The sequence below is a fragment of the Microvirga arabica genome, assembly GCF_016811235.1.
In the GTDB taxonomy this organism is placed as follows: Bacteria; Pseudomonadota; Alphaproteobacteria; order Rhizobiales; family Beijerinckiaceae; genus Microvirga; species Microvirga arabica.
In genome coordinates this window covers 1-24,708 of sequence record NZ_JAFBID010000045.1, presented here as the reverse complement: position 1 = coordinate 24,708, position 24,708 = coordinate 1, and the positions used below count along the sequence as shown (strand labels likewise).

Sequence of the window (24,708 nt, the reverse complement as noted above, 5' to 3'; positions counted from 1 at the left end):
GTTCATTTCACGTGGAAACGTTCGGCATGGCTGCCGACCTCAGCAAGCTGGGCGAGGCTCGCGCCCGCCTTCGTCAGAGTCTCCTGAAGCTGCGCGGGCTCGACGGTGCCGGGCACGGCGATGAGCTCCGACAGGCCGTGGGCGTCGGCAGCGCTCGCCACCACCTCGCCGCCGAGGCGGATCAGGGCTTCGTTCGCCCCCCGGTGCCAGCGCTCGAACTGGGCGGCATAGAGCACCACGTCGCGCACGGCCGCATCCACCAGGGGCTTGGAGATCACGAAGACCGGGGTGCCGGCGGGATGGTCGGGCCGCTCGATGAAGGGCAGGCGCGCAATGACCTTCGGGCGCTCCCGGTCGGCCAGCGTGCGCCACCAGGCCCCGCTCGTCGCCCCCTGGTCGAGGCGGAAGATGCCGAGATCGCCCCCCGAGGAGGCCACCGCCTCGATCACCGCTGCGGCGCTCGGATGCGTGACGTACGGCACCGTGAAGCCGAAATGGAACCGGGCCGAGTCGCGCATGGGCGCATCGCCCCCGGAGATGTCGGCATGGACGGAATAGTTCGACTGCACATAGGTGAAGGTGCCGATGATCACCCGCCAGATGCTCTCCACCGTGTCGAGCGGCAGCAGGCCCTCGTGGCGCTCGGCCAGCGCCTTCATCATCGAGGCCTCGCGGCCGGGGCGGAAGGCTGACGCGATGCCTGTCTTCGAGGCCTTCTTGGAGGCGATCAGCCGGTCGATGATGGTGCCGCGCTCCATGAGCAGCCGGTGCATCGCCTCGTCGATGCGGTCGATCTCCTGACGGAGTTCGGTGAGGGACGGAGCAGGCTTCTCGGCGGACATGGGCTTAAGATCCTCAAGGAGAGGCCCTTCTTTGACGGTTTTGGCCCTTCTTGTCATCTCCGATTGCGCGAAGGGTTTGAGCCAGCACCTGTGGGCCCGCAGCGGGTGCTGCGAGCCTGAAGGTGTCGAGGGAGGCGTTTAGGGCAGCCCGGCTCGATGTGTGGTGTGGAAGGTGAGAGCCAAGCTGCTCGTCATGCGCGGTTTGTTTCAGCGGACCTGGAACAAGCCAGGATCGGCCACCCGCGATCACAGGCGTGCGAAGCCTGCGGCGGGACCGCTCCCTGCCCCGCATCTGCGACGCCTCGCGACGCGCCCCTCGTCGGGCGAGGATGAGCACACATATAGCTGAGCTTAGGCCAGCAGTCAAGAACAAAGTGAGAACATAGGCCGTTTCACTCCCGGCCGCAGCGCAGCGAAGGGGAAGGGAATCCATGGCGCTGAAGGTGTGACTGGGTCCCCTCCCCGGCCTCACGGCCGCCCAGGATGACACCCGGTCATCGTATCGACACGTCATGCGCGTTGACGCAGCAGGCGTCGGGCAGTACCGGTTGTTCGGAAGAACGAACGTTTCCATATAAAAGCATGTCCTTTGCCCCCCTTGTCTCCGAACCGCGAAGCCAGGTCGACGATCCGTCGAGCCTCGTGATGCGCTTCGGCACGGACGAGCCCCTGATGATGGATGCCGGGATCGCGCTCGCGCCCTGGCAGATCGCCTACCAAACCTACGGCACGCTCAATGCCGAAAAATCCAACGCGGTGCTGATCTGCCACGCGCTCACCGGCGACCAGCACGTGGCGAACGACAATCCCGTCACGGGCAAGCCAGGCTGGTGGCTCACCATGGTCGGTCCCGGCCGGCCGGTGGACACCGACCGGTTTTTCGTGATCTGCGCCAACGTGATCGGCGGCTGCATGGGCACCACGGGCCCAGCCTCGATCAACCCGGCAACAGGCCAGCCCTACGCGCTCGATTTCCCGGTCGTTACGATCCCCGACATGGTGCGCGCGCAGGCGGCGCTGATCGACCGGCTCGGCATCGAGAAGCTGTTCTGCGTGGTCGGCGGCTCCATGGGCGGTATGCAGGTGCTGCAATGGGCGGCGGCCTACCCGGACCGGGTGTTTGCCGCGTTGCCCATCGCGACTGCCGCCCGCCACTCGGCCCAGAACATCGCCTTCCACGAGGTCGGCCGCCAGGCCGTGATGGCCGATCCCGAATGGCGCGGCGGACGCTACCTGAACGAGGGCACGCGGCCCTCCAAGGGCCTCGCGGTCGCCCGCATGGGCGCGCACATCACCTACCTGTCCGAAGTCGCCCTGCACCGGAAGTTCGGGCGCAACTTCCAGGACCGGGCCGCCCCCACCTTCTCCTTCGACGCCGATTTCCAGATCGAGAGCTACCTGCGCTACCAGGGCATTGCCTTCGTGGAGCGGTTCGACGCCAATTCGTATCTCTACGTGACGCGGGCGATGGATTATTTCGACATCGCGGCCGAGCATGGCGGCTCGCTGGCCAAGGCCTTCAAGGGCACGCCGACGCGCTTCTGCGTGATTTCGTTCACCTCCGACTGGCTGTTTCCAACTTCAGACTCGCGCGCCATCGTGCACGCGCTTAACGCGGCGGCCGCGTCCGTGGCCTTCGTGGAGGTGGAGAGCGACAAGGGGCACGACGCCTTCTTGCTCGAGGAGCCGGAGATGTTCGCAGCCGCCCGCGGCTTCATCGACGCGGCCGCGCGGGTTCAGGGGATTGCATGAGCCTGCCGACGACCCTGCCCCTCACCGACACGGCAAGCGGCCACCGCCTCGACTTCCTGCTGGTCGCCGACATGGTGGAGCCCGGCTCCCGCGTGCTCGATGTGGGCTGCGGCGACGGAGCACTTCTCTCCCTGCTGCGCGACCGCAGGCAAGTCGACGGACGCGGCATCGAGATTTCCCGCGAGGGCGTGAACGCCTGCCTCGCCAAGGGCCTGCCGGTGATCCAGGGCGATGCCGACACGGACCTCGCCGATTACCCGGACGATGCCTTCGATTACGTGATCCTGTCGCAGACGATCCAGGCTACGCGCCAGCCCAAGGTGGTGCTGGAGCATCTCTTGCGCATCGGCCGCCGGGCCATCGTGTCCTTCCCCAATTTCGGCCATTGGCGCGTGCGCGTCGATCTCGGATTGCGGGGCAGGATGCCCATGACCGAGAACCTGCCCTATTCCTGGTACGACACCCCCAACATCCACTTCTGCACCATCCGCGACTTCGTAGAGCTGTGCCGGGAGGTCGGGGCGCAGATGGAAAAAGCCGTGGCGCTGAACGCCGGCGGCCAGCCCATGCGCGTCACCCTGCCCTGGTGGGTGTGGAACCTGCTCGGCGAGCAGGGCGTGTTTTTGTTGAAGCGGCGGTAAAAACCCAACGCTCGTCATGGCCGGGCTCGTCCCGGCCATCCACGTCTTAAGAACCGCAGCGTTGCAAAGACGTGCATCCCCGGAACAAGTCCGGGGATGACGTTGAGGGTTTAACTCCCGCCCTCCGCCAGCGGGTGCAGATCCCGCACCATGCTCTTCAGGCGCTCATCCAGCACGTGGGTGTAGATCTGCGTGGTCGAGATGTCGGAATGGCCCAGAAGCTCCTGCACCACGCGCAGGTCCGCTCCGTTCTGGAGCAGGTGGCTGGCAAAGGCGTGGCGGAGCACGTGGGGGCTGACCTTGTCGGCGCGAAGCCCTGCCGCGCCGGCCACCGCCTTCAGGTCGCGGGCAAAGGCCTGGCGAGTCAGGTGGCCGCTTTCGCTGTCGGCCGGGAACAGCCAAGGGCCGGTGGCCTTTTTCTGCTCCTCCAGGAGGGCGAGATAGGTGTTGGCTGCGTCCTTCGCCGCATCGGTGAGCGGCACCAGCCGCTCCTTGGCGCCCTTGCCGCGCACCACGAGAAAGCGGTCGCGGGTCTTGGCGGCGCTTTTGGGCAGGGCGATCAGCTCGGACACGCGCAGGCCCGTGGCGTAGAGAAGCTCCAGCAGGCAGGTCATGCGGGCGGCCCGCAGGCGCTCGGGCGGGGTGGCCTGAGGATAGGCAATCCCCTCGGAGGCCACCTGCAGCAGGCGGTCGACCTCGGCGACGGAGAGAACCTTCGGCAGAGCCCTGCCCCGTTTGGGCGCCGACACGGCGGCCGTCGGGTCGGCCGGGGCATAGCCCTCCACGTAGAGGAATTTGTGGAACTGGCGCACGGCCGAGAGCCGGCGGGCGGCAGAGGACGCCTTCAGGCCCCGCTCCTCCAGGCTCGCCATGAAGCCCCGGATGGTGGCGGAGGTCGCGCTGTCGGGTTGGGCGCCCGCCTCGGCGAGGAAGCTCAGGTAATCGTCAAGATCGCGCCGATAGGCATCGAGCGTGTTCTTGGAGGCGCCGCGCTCGGCGGCAAGCATGTCGAGGAAGAGGCTGGCGTGGCGGGCGCCGCTCATGAAGAGGAAGGCGGGCGGCTGGTCTGGACCGGAACGCTGATCTCCCGCGGGTCGGGATCGACAAGGGTCGCCAGGGCGAACATGGCGGCAAAGCCAAGGCCTGCGAGAATGGCGACGACGAGGAGAAACCGAAACAGCGTGGGCACCTGAGCCTCTTGAAGTGTTAACCCGCTAGAACCATGCCAGGGCCCGGAAGGCAAGTCCCTCACATCGGTTAAGTTTCGCAGGACCAGAAGGTAACGCCCTTGTGACAGGCCGCCGCGCCCGTGCTAGGACATGGAGCCATGAACAAAATCAGCCGCTTCAACTCGCTCGATGAAGCTGGCGGGCAAGACCAGGCAAGCCAGCGCGGCCATCCCATCAGCCGCCTGCTCGGCACGCGATCGCTCGTGCTCGTCGGCCTCATGGGCGCCGGGAAGAGCACCGTGGGCCGCAGGCTCGCGCAGTCGCTCAAGCTGCCCTTCCGTGACGCCGATCACGAGATCGAGGCCGCGGCCGGCATGACGATCCCCGAAATCTTCGCCGTTCACGGCGAGGAGCACTTTCGCGATGGCGAGCGCCGCGTGATCGCCCGGCTCCTGCAGGAGGGCCCCATCGTGCTGGCCACGGGCGGCGGCGCCTTCATGAACGCGGAGACCCGCGGGCGGATCGCCGAGCGCGGCATCTCGATCTGGCTCAAGGCCGATCTCGACGTTCTCATGCGCCGGGTGCGAAAGCGCGCGACCCGCCCCCTGCTGCAGAACCCGGATCCCGAGGGCACCATGCGCCGCCTCATGGAGTTGCGCCACCCGGTCTATGCCACGGCCGACATCACGGTCGATTCCCACGAAGCCCCGCACGACAAGGTGGTGACCGAACTCATCAAGGCCCTGCGGTCCTGGCTCGAGCACGGCAGGCAGGAGAGCGCCCGCACATGACCTCCGCCTCCGTCCGGATGGACAACCCGTCCCTGATCACCGTGCCGGTTCCTCTCGGCGATAGAGCTTATGAGATCCTGGTCGGGCGCGGCCTGATCGAGTCCGCAGGCGCGCGCATTGCGGCTCTGGGCGCCCGCGCCGCTGCCATCGTGACCGACGAGCATGTGGAACCGCTCTATGCCGCGACTCTGGCGGCTTCGCTTGAAGCGCAAGGGTTGCGCGTCTCCGTGACCACCCTGCCTCCCGGCGAGGCCACCAAATCCTATGCCAGCCTGGAGCGGGTCTGCGATGCGGTGCTGGCGGCGAAGATCGAGCGCGGCGACCTTGTGGTGGCGCTCGGCGGCGGCGTGATCGGGGATCTTGCGGGTTTTGCCGCCGCGGTGGTGCGCCGGGGCGTGCGCTTCGTCCAGGTGCCCACCACTCTGCTGTCCCAGGTCGATTCCTCGGTGGGCGGCAAGACCGGCATCAATTCGCGCCACGGCAAGAACCTTGTCGGCGCGTTTCACCAGCCGAGCCTCGTCATCGCCGACACGGCACTGCTCGACTCGCTGCCGATCCGCGAGATGCGCGCGGGCTATGCCGAGGTGGTGAAGTATGGCCTCATCGACGATGAACGGTTCTTTTCCTGGTGCGAGGCGAACTGGCAGGGTGTTTTCGCCGGCAGCCCTGAGCGCGACGAAGCCGTGGCGCAGAGCTGCCGCGCCAAGGCCGCCGTGGTGGTGCGCGACGAGCACGAGAACGGCGACCGGGCGCTGCTCAATCTGGGCCATACCTTCGGCCACGCGCTGGAAAAAATCACGGCCTACGATTCCACGCGTCTCGTCCATGGCGAGGGCGTCGCCATCGGGCTTTGCCAAGCCTTCCGCTTCTCCGCCTCCCTCGACCTGTGCCCGCCGGCGGACGCGGAGCGCGTCGAGGCGCATCTGAAAGCCGCCGGGCTTCCCACGCGCCTGTCCCAGGTTCCGGGCGGCTGCGGCACGGTCGACGCGCTGCTCGACGCCATGGCGCAGGACAAGAAGGTCAAGGGCGGCGCCCTGACCTTCATCCTGGCCCGGGGCATCGGCCGGAGCTTCATCGCGCCGGGCATCGCGGCCGACGAGATTCGCACGTTCCTTGCAGGCGAGATCAGCGCATAAAGTCATGGTCGAAGAATCATCCGGCAATCTTTGGCTTGCAGCGGCGGTCGTCGTTTTCTGCCTTCTGCTCTCGGCCTTCTTCTCGGCGAGCGAGACGGCCTTCACGGCCGCCTCCCGCTCCCGCATGCTTGTGCTGGAGAAGGGTGGCGACCGGCGCGCCAAGCTGGTGAACCGCCTGCTCGAAATGCGCGAGCGCTTCATCGGCACGGTGCTGATCGGCAACAACATCGTCAATATCGGCGTCTCCGCCTTCGCCACGAGCGTGCTGGTAGCGCTCTTCGGCGACGAGGGCGCGATCTACGCCACGGTGATCATGTCGATCCTGGTGATCGTGTTCGCCGAGGTGCTGCCGAAGACCATCGCCATTTCCTTCTCGGACCAGGCGTCCCTGTTTCTCTCGCGGCCCATGTCCTGGGTCGTGGCGATCCTAGGGCCCCTTGCCATCGCCATCGAGCGCATGGTGCGCCTCATGCTGCGGCCCTTCGGCATCCGGATCGGCGAGAACACGCCGATCCTTTCAGCCAGTGAGGAGATCCGCGGCCAGGTGGCCCTGCTGCACAAGGAGGGCGGCGTCGCCAAGTCCGACCGCGACATGCTGGGCGGCCTGCTCGACCTCAAGGACCTGAGCGTCTCCGAGGTCATGGTCCACCGCACCAAGATGCGCACGATCAATGCGGATCTCTCATCCGAGGAGATCGTGCGCGAGGTGCTGTCCTCGCCCTATACGCGCATGCCGCTGTGGCGCGAGAGCCAGGAGAACATCGTCGGCGTGTTGCACGCCAAGGACCTGCTGCGGGCGCTTGATGCGGTGGGCGGCGATGCGAGCAAGCTGAAGGTCGAGGCGATTGCGCTGGAGACTTGGTTCGTGCCCGACACCACGTCGCTGCGCGATCAGCTCAAGGCCTTTCTCGCGAAGAAGACGCACTTCGCCCTGGTGGTCGACGAATACGGCGAGGTGATGGGGCTGATTACCCTCGAAGACATCCTCGAGGAGATCGTCGGCGACATCAAGGACGAGCACGATCTCTCCGTGCAGGGCGTGCGGCCGCAGCCCAACGGCTCGGTGAATGTGGACGGAGGCGTGCCGATCCGCGACCTCAACCGCGCCATGGACTGGAACCTGCCGGACGAGGAGGCCACCACCATCGCAGGCCTCGTGATCCACGAGGCGCAGGCCATTCCCGACACGGGCCAGATCTTCACCTTCCACGGCTTCCGCTTCCAGGTGCTGCGCAAGTCGCGCAACCGGATCATGGCGCTCAGGATCACGCCGCTGTCGCTGGTGCGGCCAAGGGCGGAGTGATTCTGACATCTCTAAGCCTCATCCCTGAGCCCTCATCCTGAGGAGCGTAGCGTCTCGAAGGACGAGGGCGTTTCCAGTGCTCTCTGGAGCCTCCTTCGAGACGCAGCTGCGCTGCTCCTCAGGATGAGGCCAGAGGTTGATCTGCTAAGCCTTCAGAAACTCCACCAGCGCCGCGTTGACCGCCTCGGGCTCTTCATGCTGAACCCAATGGCTTGCGCTCTCGATCCAGCGGATTCTGCCTTTCTCGCATAACGAAAGGCTCGCCTCCGCCAGCCCTTTCTCCAGAAATTGATCCTTGCTGCCCCAGATCACGAGAGTCGGTGCGCGAACCGCAGCGTCCCTCATGCTGGGCTTGAACGGCAGGGCGCGATACCAGTTCAGCATGGCCGTGAGGGCGCCGGGCTGCGACCATGCTTTCTCGTAAGCGGCGATATCCGCATCCGAGAACGTGCCAGGACGGCTCGTGCGCCGGAGCGCATCCTTGAGACTGCGGTGGCCGTTGGCCGAGAGCATCGTCTCGGGCAGGAACGGGATCTGGAAGAAGCCCACATAGAGGCTTCGCACCATCTGGCTCGGATGCGAACGCATGTAGGCGCCGGCCACGTTCGGATGCGGCGCGTTGAGGATGGCGAGCTTCTCCACGCGATCCGGATGGCGCGAAGCCGCCCACCAGGCCGCGAGCCCGCCCCAGTCATGACCGACGAGTGAAAAATTCTGCCGGCCAAGAGCATCGGCAAGGCCCACGATGTCACCAGCCAGGATGTCGAGATCGTAAGCCCGCCGGCCATCCGGCTTGTCGCTGAGGTTGTAGCCGCGCTGGTCTGGCACGAGCACGCGAAAGCCCGCGTCAGCGAGCGGCCCGATCTGATAGCGCCAGCCCCACCAGAACTCAGGGAAACCATGCAGCAGAATGACGAGGGGGCCATCCTCCGGCCCTGCCTCGACGGCATGAAGCGTGATGCCGTTGGTGGGGTGGCGATTGCCGGGCGTGCTGGGATCGAAGTCCTGGCTCATGCGTGCGCCGATACCTTCACGCGCTTCGGCGGCTCCTCGGGAGCCATGAACTGCGCCCTGGCAAGGTCCGCGAACCGTCCGCCCTTGGCCACAAGCTCGTCGAAGGTGCCGCTTTCGATGACGCGGCCCTGATCGAACACGAGAATGCGGTTGGCGTTGCGGATCGTGGCGAGCCGGTGGGCGATGACGAAGGTGGTGCGCCCCTTCATCACCTCGTCGAGCGCCATCTGCAGCTTGCGCTCGGTGGCGGCATCGAGAGCGCTCGTCGCCTCGTCGAGAATCAGGATCGGCGGGTTCTTGAGCAACGCACGGGCGATCGACAGGCGCTGGCGCTCGCCGCCGGACAGGGAGCGGCCGCGCTCGCCAATCACCGTGTCGAGGCCATCGGCCTGCCGGGAGATGAACTCGATGGCCTGCGCCCGTTCCAGGGCCTCGATCATCTCCGCATCGGTCGCGTCGGGCCGGCCCACCTGCAGGTTCTCGCGGATGGTGCGGGCAAACAGCATGGGCTCCTGGAACACCACGCCGATGTTGCGGCGAAGGGACGACAGGGTGACGTCGCGAATGTCGAGCCCATCGATGCGGATGCAGCCCGATTGCGGATCGAAGGCGCGGTGCAGGAGGCCGAGCGTGGTCGACTTGCCGGAGCCGGTGGCGCCCACCAGCGCGACGTTCTCGCCCTCATGCACCGTGAAGGACACATCCTGCACGGCCGAGCGCTTACCGTCATAGGAGAAGCTCACATTGTCGAAGACCACGTCGCCCGTGTAGCGCTCCACATCCTTGGCATTGGGCCGGTCGTGCACCACCGGTGCCGTGTCGAGGATCTCGAAGAACTCCTGCAGCTTCGGCGCCTGCATGAAGAGCTGGTTGATGAAGCTCACGGCCTGCTCGAGCCGCCCGATCAGCATTGTGGCCATGCTCATGAACATGACGATCTCGCCGATGGTGGCGAGCCCGTTCAGGTGCAGCCACGTGCCGAGCAGGAAGATCGCAGTCACCGTAATGGTGGCGGACGCCCGCGACGCCACTGCCGCCAGCGCCCACCAGGACAGAACCGGATTCTGCGCCTGGAGCAGTTGCTGGATGATGGTTCTGAGCGAACGGGTCTCGGCCTCGACGCGGGTGAAGGACTGGATCACCGGCACGTTGCCGAGCGCATCCGAGGCATGCTCGGCAAGGCTCGAATGGTAGCGCTCGACGGAGCCCTGCAGGGTTTCGGTCTTGCGCAGGACGATGGCGGTCAGCACAGCGAACACGCTGACGAGCGCAACGAGCAGGAGCCCGAGGCGCCAGTTCAGGAACACGGTGAGGGGCAGCAGCACCACAAGGGCGATCAGCGCCGACATGTGCTCGCGGAAGAAGCCGAGCCAGAGCCAGGACATGCTGCCCGAGCCTTCCAGCATCACCTTCAGGACGCGGCCCGAATGGGTCGAGGTGTGAAAGGCAAGCGGCAGTTCGAGCACATGCTCGAAGTAATTCGCCACCACGGCGAGGCGGCGACGATGGGCGAGCCGGTCCGCGTGCAGGGCCACGAGGGCGCCTGCCCCGATGGAGAACATGCCGAAGGCTACCCAGGCGAGGATAAGCGGCGTCAGGACGCCAAAGGTCACAGGCGGCGTGTTCGGCAGCTGCCCGCGGGTGAGCACGTCGATGATGCGGCCGAACAGGATCGGCTCGGCGAAGGCGGAAATCGCCAGAGCCACATTGGCCAATGCAAGCAAAGCGCCGACTCGGAGATCGGACCCGAGCTGGCCGAGAACGCGGATGTAGAGCCTGATCAACCGCATGAAGATTACTCTACGAAGGAAACGGATCTTAGGACGGAAACTCCGCTCACGATAGAGAGTTGCGCGTCTCCGGAGCCTGCCATCGCATCGTGTCATCCCTCCTGCACTTGGGACGGCCGCAGCTTGCGTCGGAAGCGGCCGATCCATTTCGGTCCCAGCTTCGGCTTCGCCGCACGTGCCGGCCTTGTCAGAAGAATGGCGCCCTCGCTGGTCTTGCGGATGTGCAGCGTGCGGGTGTGGAACTCCTCCAATCCCGGCCGGTGTCCGATGGAGAGCACGCTTGCGCCCTTCAGCTCGTTTTCGAACAGCGCCAGCATGGAGGCCTGGTTGTCCTCATCCAAGGCGGAGGTCGCTTCGTCCATGAACACCCAGCACGGCTTGTGCAGGATCACCCGGGCGAAGGCCACCCGCTGCTGCTGGCCAAGCGATAGGGTGCGGTCCCAGCGCTCGTGCCGGTCGAGCATGTCCAGGAACTCGCCGAGGCCGCAGCGCTCCAGCGCCGCCCGTACGTCGCTGTCGTCGAAGGTGTCGGGCGAGGTCGGATAGCTGATCGCGGCCCGCAAGGTTCCCAGCGGCAGATAGGGGCGCTGCGGCAGGAACATCATCTCTTCAGGTTTCGGAACGCGGACCTTGCCGGAACCCCAGGGCCAGAGGCCGGAGATGGCGCGGAAGAGCGTGCTCTTGCCGGCGCCCGATTCCCCCATGATCAGCACGCGCTCGCCGGGTTTGATCTCTGCGGTCGCGTCCTCGATCAGGATGCTGCCGTCGTTGAGGGCAATCGACACGCCCTCGAAGCTGAGCCAGCCTTTGGGGTGCGGGGCGATGTCGATGCGGCGGTTCTCGGCCGCGACTTCATCAAGGTCGAGGGCCGCCTGCCGGAACGTGGCCACACGCAGCACCGCCGAGCGCCAGTCGGCGATCTTCGGGAAGTTGTCGACGAAGTAGCGCAGGGCCGACTGCACCTGATTGAAGGCGCCCACCACCATCATCATCTCGCCGAAGGAGAGGCGCCCGGCGAAATAGTCGGGCGCAGCCGCCAGGATCGGCACCACGATGGCGAGCCAGCCGTAGCCCGATGTGATCCAGGTGAGCCGGGCCAAGCCGCCGGAGAGCCGCCGCGAGGCCTTCAGCACGGCCTCGACGAAATCGTCCAGGCTGCGGCGCTCGTCCGGCTCGCCGTTGTAGAGCGCAACGCTCTCGGCGCTCTCGTTGACGCGCACGAGCGCGAAGCGCAGATCGGCCTCGCGGGCATAGCGCTCCGTGTTGAGCCGGATCAGCGGCCGGCCGACGAGCCAGGTGAGGCCCGACCCGATGCCCGCATAGCCCACGGCCACCCACACCATGTAGCCGGGAATCGTGATGGCGTTGCCGGCAATCGTGAAGGTGACGGGGCTCGACAGGCCCCAGAGCACACCGATGAAGCTGACCAGCAGCAGCAGCGCCTGGAGCATGCCGACCCCGAGCTCCGTCGAGAGTTCGGAGAACAGGCGGCAATCCTCCTGCATGCGCTGATCGGGCTGCGAGCCGCTCTTGCCCATGAAGCCCAGCTGATAGGCGTGGTTCGGCCGGAGCCAGAGGTCGAGCAGCACCTGCGTGAGGCGCTGCCGCAGGCGGATCTTGAGGCGCTCCTGCAGCCAGGTCTGCGCCACCACCAGGGCCAGCAGAACGGCGACAATGACCAGGAAGACGAGGAGCTGATCGAAGAACGCGCCGGTGGCGCGCTTCTCCACCGCGTCGAAGAAGGCGCCGTTCCACTGATTGAGCCGCACCTGGCCGAACATGTTGCCGATGAGGACCACGAGGATGGCCACGGACAGCCGCAGCATGGGCCAGCCCTTGCGGCCCCGGAGCATGTCGCGGAAGAGCGCGTAGAGTTCCCGGCCGATGCTGGGTTTCGCCTCCGAGATGGCATCGTCAGGGTGCTGGGGATCGGGCTCGTGCGCGGCCGCTTTCTTCGCTTCCTTGGCCAGCGTGTTGTCCTGGCCGGGACCGACTTCCTGCTCGCGTCCTGTCGCCGGCGGCGGGGGCACTTGCCTGCCCAATTTCGGGTCGAAGTCCGGCATGTTACAAAACGCGCACTCGTACAGCTTGAGAGTTCCTCAAGCTAAAGCCCGCTCACATATGTTAAGTTCCGGACCTGTCCGATCGGGGTAGCCGCATGCAGTCAGCGTCTGTCGGACGCGACAGCCAGAGCCCAATAAACCTTGTACTTGGAGTTCGGCGCGTAAGCCGTGGCGATGCCGATGCGGGTGGCCCTCGAGTCGAGAAGCACCCGGTTGTGCTGCGGGCTCTCGCGCCAGCCGGAGAAGGCTTCCGCCAGGGTGTGGTAGCCGGCGGAGAGGTTTGCGGCCGGCTGGGCGAAGCCCGTGGAGGCAAGCCGCGCCTTGAAGCTCTCTGCGGAGCTCGGTTTGTCGGCCCGCGCCATGGCGTCGGCCTCCGCCTGTGCGGCCGCCTGGAGATCGGGATCGAGCGTCAGCGGGCGCAGGCCGTTGTTGCCGCGATAGGCGCTGATCATGTCGCGCGCCATCACGGCATCCACCTCGGCTCCGGCCTTGGCCATGGAGACGTAGAAGCTCGGGGTCTGACTGCGGGTGACGGGCTTCTCGCTCTGGCAGGCGGCCAGGGCGAGACCGGACAGGCTGATGAGGATGAGACGCTTCATGCGGGCGTCTTATCCTTGAGAAGGGTTAAGGCTTCATCCTCTTTTTCCTCAGCCTTGGGAGCTTTGTCACCCCGTTCCTCCTCAGGCTCGGGAGCCGGCGCGGGCGCCGGAGACCCGATGCCGGCTTTGCGCAGGCCGCGGAAGATCTCGAAATAGAGTTCGCTCGACACGCGGCCCGCCGCATCGATGTCGTCGACGAAGCAGACGAGGTCGAAATCGATGGTGTTCTCCGTCACCTTCTTGAACAGCACGCGCGGATTGGGTTCGCTCATCACCTCGCGGTGGGCGAGAGCCGCCTTGCGCATGATCTCCGCCACCTGATCTGGATCGGACGCGCGGGGCACCGGAACCGACACGAGCACGCGGCCGACGCGGTCGTTGCGCACCCGGTTGCGCACGATGCCGGAAATCAGGTTTGAGTTCGGCACGATAATTGTCGAGCGGTCGAAGGCCTGGATCTCCGTGGAACGCACGTTGATCCGGCGCACATAACCCTCGCCATCGCCCACGACCACGAGGTCGCCGACGCGGATCGGGCGCTCCCAGAGCAGGATGAGCCCTGAGATGAAGTTGTTGACGATGGATTGCAGGCCGAAACCGATACCGACCGAGAGCGCACCGGCCACGATGGTTACCCGCTCGAGGCTCAGGCCCAGATAGGTGAAGGCCATTACGCCCGCGACGATGATGCCCACATACCCCGCCGCCGTGCTGATCGAGTTGCGCAGGCCCGCATCGAGTTCGGTCGCCGGCAGGAACGTGTTGTTGAGCCAGCGCTGGATAATCCGCGTGACCGCGAAGCCCCCTGCGAACAGCGCCGCCGCAATGAGGATCGACGACAGGGAGATGGTGACGTCGCCGACGTTGAAGCCGAAGAAGAGCGCCCGCAGCGAGCCCGTCACGTCGGTCGATTCGATGCCCCAGGGCAGCAGCACGAGCAGGGCCGCGACGATGATGAGCGCGAGGCGGGCAACGCCGCTCACCAGAATGCCGATCTGCTCCAGCGAGCGGCGGCGCAGGCCCGTATTGGCCTGCAGGGTCGTGGCGATCCGGCTCTGGCCGCGCAGGGAGCCGCCGATGAACTCGTCCGCGAAGGCGATGCCCAGCACCAGCAGGGCGATGATGATGGAAATGCCCACCGCCTGATCGACCAGGAAGGACGCCAGCGCGATATAGCCGCCCACCACGCTGCCGATGATCAGCGCGACGATGAACCAGCCGAGGCTGCGCAGGGGGCCGCCGATATCGACCTCCTGCGGCACGTAAGGCCCGAGGCAGGCTTCGTCCTGAGACTCGCGGGCCGCGAACCGCCGCAGCAGCTCGGCGAAGATGAGAGCGGCCGCCAGCGCGAAGACCGCGCGTGTGATCACCGTGATCGGCAGCGCCGCCGCGATGGCCTTGTTGAAGGCCTCGATCACCTTGCCCGCGACCATGACGGTTGCAAGGGTGACGGAGAAGCTCATGATCCGATCGGCGGAAGCGTCCCGCACCGGGATCAGCCGCCACGACGTGTGGTCCGGCGCCAGGATGGCGTCGATCAGGGCGCGCACGAAGGCGATGAAGGCAAGCCCGCTGAGCATCGCCTTGCCCACCTGCTCCAGCCGGGACGGCACGATATCGACGGAATCGAAGGCAACCCAGACGACCCAGCTGCCGGCAATGGCCGGGCCCGCCCCGAGAACCAGGACGCCGAGCGCCGCCAGGAGGCGGCTGCGGCGCGACGGATCGCTGATGGCCCGGTCGCGCCGCACGAGACGCGGGGCGATGGAGCGCCGGCCGACATAGAGCGCAATCGCCACGCCGATGGCCAGCCCGAGAAGGAGCAGGACCCCGAGGGACGTGTTGCGCCGCAACTGCTCAAGGGCATCCCCGCTAACGATGCCGAGCGCCCGGAGCTCCCGCGGCACGGCCTGCACCACGCTCATCCAGAGGCTCGGGCTGAGCAGGCCGTCGCTCTGCTCGAACAGGGCGCGGGTGAAGCCCGTCCGGCGCAGATCCCCGATTTGCGTGCTCAGCTGCTCGGCCTGCACCAGCAGGGCGCGTCCGAGGCGCTGGGTTTCGTCGAGCTCCGCCACGGCGGCCTCGCGCTCCGCGCGGTCGCGGGCCACGTCAGGGCTTTCCTCGGGCTGACCCTTCTCGGGCTTGGGCCCAAGCTGGCTGAGGCGCTGCCGGCTGGCGTCGAGCCGGGGCGTCTGCTCCTCCACCACGGTGCGGATATCCGCGATGATCGGCTCGATCTGCTGGCGGATGGCCTGCAGGTCCGTATCGGACATGGTCCGGGCTTGGACGGCCGCCTCCTTCTGCTCGATATCGGCCTTGTAGCCGTCGAGCTTGGCGCGGGCGGCTCTGGTTTCCGCCGAAATGCTGGCGGGAGCGGGTGCTGCAGCGGTCTGGGGCTGAGGCTGAGGCTGCGGTTGAGCCGGTGCCGGTGTCTGCGAGTTGGGAGCCGGCTGCGCCTGCTGTGCGTCAGCGGTGCCGCCGGCTGCTGCCGCCAGCACGATCATGGCGGCCCCGAAAAGCCGCTTGAGGCCAATACTCGTCATTCGGTCCAACCCTATCGCATGCCCTGAGCCTGGGTCTGCCCCATGCTCCCATTCTGCCGGTTCCGTTTTCGCACGAAGCGTGAGCGGACCGGTTCTTCGCGAATCATTACGGCGAAAACTCGCCGCAGGGCAGACCGGGCGCAACAAAAAAGCCGGGGAGGCGCATGGCCTCCCCGGCTGCCTTTAGGGCAGATGCGTTACTGCTGCGGCGCCGGATTGGCCGAGGGCTGCGCGTTCGGCGCCGGATAGGCCGGGTTCTCGGGCGCGATCCGGTTGGTCGGATTGGCATCGGACGAGCCGGTCGTGGAGCCCGTGGTCTGCGACCGGGCGGCATCCGTGCCGGGATCGTCGGGCGAGGTCGATCCAACCCAGATCATGTAACCGCCAACGGCAACCGCAAGCAGCAGGAGCGAACCGATCAGGACGCCCAGAACCGGGCGGCCGGAGCCTCCCTGCCGGGTGCGATCGTCGGGGATCAATTGAGCCATCTCCAGCCTCTTTCAATGATGATGTCTGTCGGGCGAGCTGTAAGGCTCGGCGTTATCAGGGCAACGCCAGATGGGAGTGGCGGTTCCTGCCGGATTCGATCTTAGCCGTTCGGGGCTTCATGCACCTTCGCACGCTGGATCCAATGAAGCTTTTTCCCGTTGTCCGACACGGGCCGCCAATCACGGTCAGAGACGAGGGGCCGGTGGGTCGAGCAAGCGGGCGTGCGCGAGGTGTCGCAGGGTGGGCCACAGCCCTCGCCGGGCTGCTCTCAGCCATGTTTTCGCCGTTTTCGAGACCCTTGGGTAATCTCTGATTCAAGGAGAGATCATGCTGGACAATCGCATCAGTCTGGACGGGACTTGGGAATTTTTGCATGTGGCCGACGACCGTCTCGCTGGCCCGGCGGAGGTTCGCCAGATCACGGTGCCCAGTCCTTGGCAGGCCCAGTTCGCGGACCTGCGCATGCGGGCCGGCATCGGCATCTATCGCCGAACCATCGACGTGCAGGAGGAGTGGCTCCACGACAGCGTGTGGATCCGCTTCGGCGCGGTCTTCCACAACACCAAGGTTTTCGTGAACGGCGAGGCCGTGGGGCACAACGAGGGCGGTTTCCTGCCGTTCTCCTTCGACGTGACGCCCTACCTCAAGCCCGGTGCGAACGAGATCAAGGTCCGGGTCGACAGCCCCACCGACAACCCGGCCGAGTTTCCGGACTCGCCTTTCGCCGAGATCCCGTTCGGCAAGCAGAGCTGGTACGGCCCCCTCTCGGGCATCTGGCAGTCGGTCTTTCTCGAGCGCCGCATCCCGGACCACATGAGCCGCGTGCGCCTCGTGCCCAACCTGACCACCGGCCGCGTGACCTCGGGCGTGTTCTTCGCCCGTCCGCTCACCGACGCGACGCAGATCCGCATTCGGGTGACGGATCCGTCGGGCGATGTGGTGCTCGACGAGATGCATGAGACGCAGGTGGGCGTCACCTCGATGCCGTTCGAGTTCACCCTCGACGACGTGCGCGCCTGGTCGCCCGATCATCCGAACCTGTATCGGATCACCCTGGAACTCATCCGCGACGGCGAGGTGAAGGACGAGATCGCGGACAATTTCGGCTTCCGCTCCATCGAGACCCGCAACGGCAAGTTCTATCTCAACGGCGAGCCGCTCTACATTCGCTCCGCGCTCGATCAGGATTACTACCCGGACACGATCTGCACCGTGCCGTCGGTGGAGTTCCTGGAGGACCAGTTCCGCAAGGCGAAGGAGATGGGCCTCAACTGCCTGCGCTGCCACATCAAGGCGGCCGATCCGCGCTACTACGAGGTGGCGGACCGGATGGGCCTGCTCATCTGGACGGAGCTGCCCAACGGCGGCATGGCCACCGACCGCTCGCGCGGCCGCAAGGAAAAGCTCCTGAAGGGCATCGTCGACCGCGACGGCAACCACCCCTCCATCATCATCTGGACGATCATCAACGAGAACTGGGGCGTCGACCTCGTCAACGATGCGGATCACCGCGACTGGCTCAAGCGCACTTTCGCGTGGCTGAAGGCCTACGATCCCACGCGCCTCGTGGTCGACAACTCGCCGCTCGCGCCGAGCTTCCATGTGGAATCCGACATCGCGGATTATCACTTCTACGCCGCCTATCCCGATCACCGGGACCAGTGGGACCAGTTCGTCGACGAGTTGTCGGGCCGTGCCTCCTGGCTCTACTCGCCCCATGGCGATGCGGTGATCACCGGCCGCGAGCCGCTCATGTGCTCCGAGTTCGGCAACTGGGGCCTGCCCTATCCGAAGGACCTGCGCGACGAGAAGGGCGAGGAGCCCTGGTGGTTCGAGACCGGGCACGATTGGGGCGAGGGCGTGATGTACGCCCATGGCGTCGAGAACCGCTTCTCGGACTGGAGCCTGGACCGGGTCTTCGGCGACCTGCGCCGGTTCGTGATCGCAGCCCAATGGCAGCAGTTCCGCGCGCTGAAGTATGAAATCGAAGCGATGCGGCGCAAGCCCAGCCTCGCCGGCTACGTGATCACCGAGCTGCACGACTGCCATTGGGAATCGAACGGGCTGCTCGACATGCGCCGCAACACGCGCGTGTTCCACGAACTCTTTCCCATCGTCAATTCGGACACGGTCATCGTGCCCAAATGGGAGCGTGCCTCCTACTGGTCCGGCGAAACGGTCGCCCTGGAACTGGCGGTGGCGCACGGGGCGGGCCCCGTTCTGGAAGATTGCCGGCTGGAGGTCACGGTCGCCGGCGAGAGCCAGACACTGCCACTGCCCCGCATCGAGGCGCCGGATGTGCTCGACCTGGGTCGCATCGAGATCGAGCTGCCTCAGATGGACGAGCCCTCCCTGCGGCGGATCAATTTCGATCTTCGCAGCGCCGATGGTCGCGTGATCGCGCATAACCACCACGACATCGCGATCCATCCCAAGCGCGGCCGGCCGGTCCACGCGCGGGAGCTCGTGTGGTCGCCGGACGAGGACATCCGCGAGCATTTTCGGGCTCTCGGCTACACCCTAGCCCGCGCCTTTGAGGAATCGACCCTCATCGTCGCCCGCACGCACAACAAGGCGATTGCCGATCATGTGCGCGCCGGCGCCAAGCTCCTGCTGCTGCCGGAAAGCGACATGAGCCTCTACCCGTTCTTCCCGCACTGGCAGGCGGTGAAGGTGCAGGCCCGTCACGGCACGCTGTGGTCGGGCGACTGGGCGTCGTCGTTCGGCTGGCTGCGGCGTTCGGGCCACTTCGCCCGCTTCCCCTCCGGGCCGCTGCTCGACGAGACCATGGACCGGGTGCTGCCGGATTATGTGATCTCGGGCTGCAACCTGCTCGACTTCCAGGCGCGCGTCTTCGCCGGCCTCGTGGTCGGCTGGATCCACAAGCCGGTGGCGCTCGGCGTCGAGCGCTCCTACGGACGCGGCCGTTTGGTCGCTTCGACCCTGCGCATTCTCCGGGATGCACCGATGGCCGATCCGACCGCCACGATGCTTACGGATGCCTTGGTGGAACTTGCGGTCGAGTCGCGGGCGGCCCGCCTCGAGGAGGCGGTGCGGGCCGCGGAAGCGGCGGCGTAACGCGCTTTACATCATGCAAGAAGGGCGGTGCAGAGATGTCTGCGCCGCCCTTTTCTTTGCGCCCCATATGGAAAAGGCCGGCACGAGGCCGGCCTTTTGAGCATCATCAGAATGGGGATGGTTACTCGGCCGCCACCTTCATCATGTTCTCCGACCACTCGACCTCGTTGTCGATGAAATAGCGGTCGAGAGCGCTCTCGAGGTGCGGCATGAGAACGCCGCGCTCGGTCGACAGGGCCGTGTTGAGCGCCGGCCCATCGCCCGCATCGGTGACGAGGGCGGGATCGAAGCCCGCGCGCTCGGCCGCCATGGCGGCAAGATCCCGCCAGGAGGTCTCGCTGATATTGGCCATGTGCCAGATGCCCGTGCCGCCATCGATCAGCAGATCGAGGGAGGTGTTCACCAGATCGGGCACGTAAGTTGGCGACACCACATCGAGGCTCGCCTCCAGGCCTTCTCCCTTGCTTAAGGTGTTGAGGATGGACCAGACGAAGTTGTAGCGGTCCCACGGGCCGAAGAAGGCGCTCGTGCGCAGGATGAGCGCGTTGTCGTGAGCCTCCGCCACCCGGCGCTCCGCCTCGGCTTTGCTCTCGCCATAAACCGTGGTCGGGTTGACCGCGTCGCTCTCCACATACGGTCTCTCGAGAGTGCCGTCGAAGACAAGATCGGACGAGAAGGTCACGAGCTTGATGCCGAGATCGGCACAGACCTGCGCGAGGATTTCGGCGCCCTTGGTGTTCTCGCGGAAGCAGGCCGTCCGGTCGTTCTCGGCGTCCGCGACGCGCACATAGCCGGCCGTGTTGATCACCGCCCAAGGTCGGTGGCATTTCAGGGCCTCGGCAACGCTCTTGGCATCGGCAATATCCATGTCCTGGCGCGAGAGAAGAGCGTGATTGAGGCCGCGGAAATCGCACAGGCGCGAATAGGCGCGACCTAAGGTTCCCGTGGCACCCGTGATCAGAAGCTGGCGCGGCTCGTCGGCCAGCCAGCAGGATTTCGATTGCCGTGCCGGCGGCTTGTAGAAGCGGATGTCGCGCTTCCACCAGCCGGCACGATCGAGCACCGGGTGATCGAAGGTGCCGGTCTTGGCCAGCGCCTCGGCGGCATGCGCCAGGGCCGTGCGCCGGGGCACGGGAGCGCGAACGTCGAACGGACCCGGCTCGTAGAAGCCGTTGCGGCGGGTGAGAAGGCTGTTCCAGTCCACTGCTCCGTAAAGGGACCAGACGGTGACGGCGCGAATGTCGGCGCCCTCGTCACGGAGCGTGTTGACGTCGTTCCACACCTCCATGAGCCAGCGGAGCTGGTCGTCGCGGGTGCTGCCGTGATGAGCCTCCGTGACGGCGATGGGCCGCCGGTAGCGTTCCCACACCTCCCGCAAGCGGGCGGCGGGGCCGAGATCCGCAGCCGGCAACGGCATGCGAACCGCTTCGGCATCGGCATATTGGTGTCTACCGTTGCCGCCCCAATGGTGCTCGGGATAACGGCGCATGCGCTCGTCGAGGTAGCGCTCGCTGGTGAGATAGTGGTTGATGCCGATGATGTCGGGCGCAGCATCCGCCTCAAGGAAGAGTTCGAGATCGGCCTGCGCAACGCCGCTCGCGATGAACTTGTCCCACCAGGGATGATCCCGGTCGACCATGCCGCACAAAAGATCGAAGCTCAGGAAACGGCGCTGGTTCTCGTGCTCGGCCTGATAGGCGAGGGTCGGCGTCGAGAAGGTCTTGCCCATGTCGTCCGTCTGCACGAGCTGCGCGTCGGAGCGCACCCTGCGGATGGCGCGCATGGACAGGACGGTGGCCTTGCATTCGTTCACGAGGATCTTGAGAAACGTCTCCAGGCTCGTGCCGTGCGGATACCAGTGGCCGTAGAGTCCCGAGAACCGCGCCGTAGTGAGGGGCTCGTTGACCGGGGTGTAGAGATCGAGATGGGGATAGCGCTCAGCCACATGGGCGGCGTGGCGCGCCAGAAGCTCGGGCCATGCGGGATCGAGCATGTGGGTGTAGCGAGGGCCGCTGCCGTGATGGCACAGCCCCGCGATGGCGCGGATGTTCAGCTCTTGCAGGCGCTTCAGGCGCGTATCGTGCCAGGAGAAGTCCGTCCGGTCCGGGCTCTCGGGAGAGATCTTCTCCCAGAGCACCGGATGACGGAGCGTGCGGATTCCGAGCTCAGCGATGCGATCGAGATCCTCGATTCGATCGTGATAACCGGTCTCCAGGCTTTGGTCGCGGTAGTCGTCGCCTACTCTTGCGACAGTACATTCCAAACCGCCCCAAAGCTCTAGTGATCGCTTCATCATACAACTCCGAGCTATTTTACTAAGCGTTCACCAACAATTCTTAGCGCGGATTGTTCGATGTTTTTTCAGTTGATTACGAAACCAGTCCTGCGGGCGACGACATGACCTTGACGGCGGACGTGTCAGCTCCGACCGGCAGGGACTCGTTGATGCGTCGGAAGGTGGCGAGTGCCTGGCCGACGATCTGGTCCATGTTGTAGTAGCGGTAGGTCGCCAGACGACCCACGAACCACACGTCGGGGGTGGCGAGCGCCAGACGCTCGTATTTCTTGAAGAGCTCCTGGTTCTCGGCCTTCGGGATCGGATAGTAGGGGTCGCCTTCGGCCGACGGATACTCGTAGGTGAGCGCCGTCTTGGCGTGTTCCTGACCCGTCAGGTGCTTGTATTCCGTGACGCGGGTGTAATCGTTCGTCTGCGGGAAGTTCACCACGCCAACGGGCTGGTGCCAGGCCTTGTCGAGCGTCACATGCTCGAAGCGCAGGGAACGGTAGGGCAGCTTGCCGAACTGGAAATTGAAGTACTCGTCGATCGGCCCGCAATAGATCACACGGCGATGCGGAATGACATTCTTGACGTCGTCGTATTCGGTCTGCGTCATGATGTCGATGTTCGGATGGCCGACCATCTTCTCGAACATCCGCGTGTAGCCGTGCTTCGGCATGAACTGGAACTCGTCCGTGAAGTAGCGGTCGTCCCGGTTGGTGCGGGTCGGCACGCGCGACGTTACGGACTTGTCGAGCTCGGACGGATCGAGGCCCCATTGCTTGCGGGTATAGCCCCGGAAGAACTTTTCGTAGAGCTCGCGACCGACCACCGAGACCACCACGTCTTCCGACGTCTTGATCTCGCCAATCGTCTCAGCGCGCTCGGCGAACCAGTCCTGCAATTGCTCGGAGGTGAGGTTCAGGCCGTAGAGCTTGTTGACCGTATCGAGATTGATCGGGATCGGCACGAGCATGCCGTCCACTTCCGCGAGCACCCGGTGCTCGTAGAAGCGCCATTCGGTGAAGCGGGAGAGATAGTCGAAGATCTGCTTGGAATTGGTGTGGAAGATATGCGGCCCATACTGGTGGATCAGCAGCCCGTCATCGTCGTACCGGTCATAGGCGTTGCCGCCGATATGAGGACGGCGATCGATGAGAAGGACGCGCTCGTTGCGCTCGCCCGCAAGACGTTCAGCCAGAACACTCCCCGCAAAGCCGGCGCCGACAATCAGCCAATCATACATTCCAAATCACTCCGCAGGCGTGGTGGCATAGACGGGAAGGGACGAGGCGGGACGATCCGTGGCGGCATCGCCCATGGAGTCCAGCATCAGCTTGTGCATGGCGCCCCAAGTCTTGTCCCAGGAGCCGGCAGCGAGGTGCCGGTCCACCCTGGCAAGCCAGGAATCCTTCGGCCGTGCCAGAATGGTCTCGACCTTGGTGACCACCTCCTTGGCGTTCCTGGCGATCTCGACGAGGCCCTTTTCACCATAGGGGCGCACCACATCCGTGATCGCCGTCGAGACAACGGGAACGCCGGCGGCCAGGAATTCGGGCGTCTTGGTGGGGCTGATGAACTTCGTCGCCTCGTTGAGGGCGAAGTTCATGAAGCCCACATCCCAGCCGGCAAGATAATGCGGCAGCTCATTGTAGGACTTGCCGCCGAGCCAATGGATGTTCGGCGCTTGCGGCAGGCTGGCGGGATCAATCTTCACCACCGGGCCGATCATGACGAAATTCCAGTCGGGCCTCAGATCGGCGACCTCGGCCAGGAGGTCGATATCCATGCGCTCGTCGACGACACCGAAGAAGCCGAGACGGAGATGGGGGATCTTGGCCTGATCCTCGGGATCCTGATGGATCGAGCGGGCCTGCGAGAAATGATTGAAGTCGATGGAGGACGGAAAACCGTGAACGCTCCGGTGACGGCTCTTCTTGGCCTCATAGAGGCTCATGCCGCCGGTGAAGACCAGATCGCAACGTGCGAACAGGGCGTTTTCCAGATCGAGAAGCTCCTGCGATGCGCCGCGGAAGAGCGAGAGCTCGTCCATGTTGTCGTAGATGCACAGATCGCACTCAAGATCGCTGGTAAAGGCCATGGCCATCGGCGTGTAGTACCAGAACACACGCGGGCTCGTCGCCTCGCGGCCGATCAGCTCTTCGATGAGGTCGTGCTGCTCGGAGATGACATCCTGGTGAGACAAGCCTTCGGGCAGCATGGGAACCGCGATGGTGACGCCCTGCGGACGCTCGCTCACATCCATATGCGGCGTCACGCCGGCCTTGAACATCGGCTCTTCGATGATCAGCACGTTGTAATGCTTGGCGGCGCGGCTGAGAAGGTGTTGAGGACGCTGCCAGACGAAATCCCAGCGGAGGTGCGAGAAACAGACGAGGAGGGGCTTTTCCGAACCGGCTTTGATAGGCGAACGAAGGGCATAGGACTGCGTCGTCAAACGCTCATGCATAGCGCGAACCTCAGATAAAGGTGTGTTGTCACGATCGGACAGAAGAACCCGGTCCGGGCGAATAAAGCGATGTCTTTAGTGAAGCGCACCGGCGAAGGGTCGCGGTCGCAATCGTTTTTACAACGCAGATGATGCCGTTTAGTTCCATCTGCGTTCATCTTCGTGAACGACTATTCATGGGAATAGTGGGCGTCACTTCTTTTCAAGCAAGAGCGTTCCTTGCTTTTGGATAAAGGTCTTTGCCTTCTCGGCAACCATCGCAAGTATCCAAGGCAACTGAACTTCGACGCGCACCTGATCCTGCATGACTTCGAGATGGCCGCTGACGTTCTGGCCCATGGCGCCGACGCGAAAGTCCATCCTGTTTCCGCTCCAGGTTTCGTGGATGGACGCGACCTTGTCCCCGAATTGCGATTTCACGCCCGCCATGCCGCCCTGCAGGCGCCGCATGGCTTCGGCTTGGCCAAGATTATGTGGAATGGAAACGACGAGGGGCTTCGACATAAGGGTGCTCCGCTTTTTGTTGGAACAAGCGAAGCCGTGCCATGTCGGTTCCGTCGCTAGAGCATCGAACCCAAAAGTGGAAGGCACTTTTGGGACCAATTCGATGCTCCAGTTCCTAAAATAGCGCATCGTTGGGCGGAAAACCGGATCCACTTTTCCGCACGATGCGCTAAGGCTTGTGGGGATTCATCGTGAATTGATGACGGCGGCGGCGAGATAGATCATTGCGGAGAAGCTTTGGTCGGT

The 24,708-nt window shown here is 65.1% G+C and carries 19 protein-coding genes; 6 read left to right on the top strand and 13 right to left on the bottom strand.

Annotated features, from left to right (window positions below):
- Positions 1-2 precede the first annotated feature (2 nt).
- A complete protein-coding gene (locus JQC81_RS19950) occupies positions 3-842 on the bottom strand; it encodes a chorismate mutase (RefSeq protein WP_203273530.1) in 840 nt (279 codons plus the stop codon).
- Between the two features lie 582 nt (positions 843-1,424).
- Between JQC81_RS19950 and metX the strand changes: the two genes are divergently transcribed.
- The gene (gene metX / locus JQC81_RS19945; RefSeq protein ID WP_203273529.1) at positions 1,425-2,594 is read left to right on the top strand and encodes a homoserine O-acetyltransferase MetX; all 1,170 of its coding nucleotides are present in this window, start codon (positions 1,425-1,427) and stop codon (positions 2,592-2,594) included.
- Positions 2,591-3,235 (top strand): methionine biosynthesis protein MetW, encoded by a 645-nt coding sequence (gene metW, locus JQC81_RS19940; protein ID WP_203273528.1) that lies wholly within the window; start codon positions 2,591-2,593, stop codon positions 3,233-3,235. Before metX ends, metW begins: the two co-directional genes overlap by 4 nt.
- A 110-nt stretch (positions 3,236-3,345) precedes the next feature.
- Here metW and xerD read toward each other — a convergent pair whose 3' ends face one another.
- Together xerD and JQC81_RS19930 are read right to left on the bottom strand one after the other, a co-directional pair.
- On the bottom strand, positions 3,346-4,278 hold the full coding sequence (gene xerD / locus JQC81_RS19935; RefSeq protein ID WP_203273527.1) for a site-specific tyrosine recombinase XerD: 933 nt from the start codon (positions 4,276-4,278) through the stop codon (positions 3,346-3,348).
- The gene (locus tag JQC81_RS19930; RefSeq protein WP_036358377.1) at positions 4,275-4,424 is read right to left on the bottom strand and encodes a hypothetical protein; all 150 of its coding nucleotides are present in this window, start codon (positions 4,422-4,424) and stop codon (positions 4,275-4,277) included. The genes xerD and JQC81_RS19930 overlap by 4 nt, the downstream gene beginning before the upstream one ends.
- Positions 4,425-4,562: 138 nt before the next feature.
- Here JQC81_RS19930 and JQC81_RS19925 point away from each other — a divergent pair, with 138 nt between their 5' ends.
- From JQC81_RS19925 to JQC81_RS19915, 3 genes are read left to right on the top strand one after another with little or no spacing between them, the layout of a single operon-like run.
- Positions 4,563-5,195, top strand: coding sequence for a shikimate kinase (locus JQC81_RS19925; RefSeq protein ID WP_203273526.1), 633 nt, complete (start codon positions 4,563-4,565; stop codon positions 5,193-5,195).
- Entirely contained in the window at positions 5,192-6,331 is a 1,140-nt protein-coding gene (gene aroB, locus JQC81_RS19920; RefSeq protein WP_246520544.1) for a 3-dehydroquinate synthase, read from the top strand. The genes JQC81_RS19925 and aroB overlap by 4 nt, the downstream gene beginning before the upstream one ends.
- 4 nt (positions 6,332-6,335) lie before the next feature.
- Positions 6,336-7,634 carry an HlyC/CorC family transporter gene (locus JQC81_RS19915; RefSeq protein ID WP_203273525.1) on the top strand — a complete coding sequence of 433 codons (1,299 nt, stop codon included), beginning with the start codon at positions 6,336-6,338 and terminating at the stop codon, positions 7,632-7,634.
- A 144-nt stretch (positions 7,635-7,778) separates the two neighbouring features.
- Here the strand turns inward: JQC81_RS19915 and JQC81_RS19910 are convergent, their stop codons facing one another.
- The 6 genes from JQC81_RS19910 to JQC81_RS19885 form a co-directional block, all read right to left on the bottom strand.
- Positions 7,779-8,648, bottom strand: a complete 870-nt coding sequence (locus JQC81_RS19910) for an alpha/beta fold hydrolase (RefSeq protein WP_203273524.1) — start codon at positions 8,646-8,648, stop codon at positions 7,779-7,781.
- Complete coding sequence (locus JQC81_RS19905) at positions 8,645-10,438, bottom strand: glucan ABC transporter ATP-binding protein/ permease (protein WP_203273523.1); 1,794 nt, start codon at positions 10,436-10,438, stop codon at positions 8,645-8,647. Before JQC81_RS19905 ends, JQC81_RS19910 begins: the two co-directional genes overlap by 4 nt.
- A gap of 92 nt (positions 10,439-10,530) precedes the next feature.
- The gene (locus JQC81_RS19900) at positions 10,531-12,468 is read right to left on the bottom strand and encodes an ABC transporter ATP-binding protein/permease (RefSeq protein WP_203273522.1); all 1,938 of its coding nucleotides are present in this window, start codon (positions 12,466-12,468) and stop codon (positions 10,531-10,533) included.
- 134 nt (positions 12,469-12,602) lie between these two features.
- A complete protein-coding gene (locus JQC81_RS19895; RefSeq protein WP_203273521.1) occupies positions 12,603-13,100 on the bottom strand; it encodes a CAP domain-containing protein in 498 nt (165 codons plus the stop codon).
- Complete coding sequence (locus JQC81_RS19890) at positions 13,097-15,643, bottom strand: DUF3772 domain-containing protein (RefSeq protein WP_203273520.1); 2,547 nt, start codon at positions 15,641-15,643, stop codon at positions 13,097-13,099. The genes JQC81_RS19895 and JQC81_RS19890 overlap by 4 nt, the downstream gene beginning before the upstream one ends.
- A 197-nt stretch (positions 15,644-15,840) precedes the next feature.
- Positions 15,841-16,131: a hypothetical protein gene (locus JQC81_RS19885; protein ID WP_203273519.1), complete on the bottom strand. Its 291-nt coding sequence runs from the start codon at positions 16,129-16,131 to the stop codon at positions 15,841-15,843.
- Positions 16,132-16,459: 328 nt separating this feature from the next.
- On the opposite strand from JQC81_RS19885, the gene JQC81_RS19880 reads away from it, so the two are divergent.
- Positions 16,460-19,210 (top strand): glycoside hydrolase family 2 protein, encoded by a 2,751-nt coding sequence (locus JQC81_RS19880; protein ID WP_203273518.1) that lies wholly within the window; start codon positions 16,460-16,462, stop codon positions 19,208-19,210.
- Between the two features lie 121 nt (positions 19,211-19,331).
- On the opposite strand, the gene JQC81_RS19875 is transcribed toward JQC81_RS19880, so the two are convergent.
- The 4 genes from JQC81_RS19875 to JQC81_RS19860 form a co-directional block, all read right to left on the bottom strand.
- Positions 19,332-21,503 carry an SDR family oxidoreductase gene (locus JQC81_RS19875; protein ID WP_203273517.1) on the bottom strand — a complete coding sequence of 724 codons (2,172 nt, stop codon included), beginning with the start codon at positions 21,501-21,503 and terminating at the stop codon, positions 19,332-19,334.
- Positions 21,504-21,579: 76 nt separating this feature from the next.
- On the bottom strand, positions 21,580-22,734 hold the full coding sequence (glf, locus tag JQC81_RS19870; RefSeq protein ID WP_203273516.1) for a UDP-galactopyranose mutase: 1,155 nt from the start codon (positions 22,732-22,734) through the stop codon (positions 21,580-21,582).
- 6 nt (positions 22,735-22,740) lie between these two features.
- The gene (locus JQC81_RS19865) at positions 22,741-23,958 is read right to left on the bottom strand and encodes a glycosyltransferase (protein ID WP_203273515.1); all 1,218 of its coding nucleotides are present in this window, start codon (positions 23,956-23,958) and stop codon (positions 22,741-22,743) included.
- 192 nt (positions 23,959-24,150) lie between these two features.
- Positions 24,151-24,462 carry a polyhydroxyalkanoic acid system family protein gene (locus JQC81_RS19860; RefSeq protein ID WP_203273514.1) on the bottom strand — a complete coding sequence of 104 codons (312 nt, stop codon included), beginning with the start codon at positions 24,460-24,462 and terminating at the stop codon, positions 24,151-24,153.
- Between the last annotated feature and the right edge of the window lie 246 nt (positions 24,463-24,708).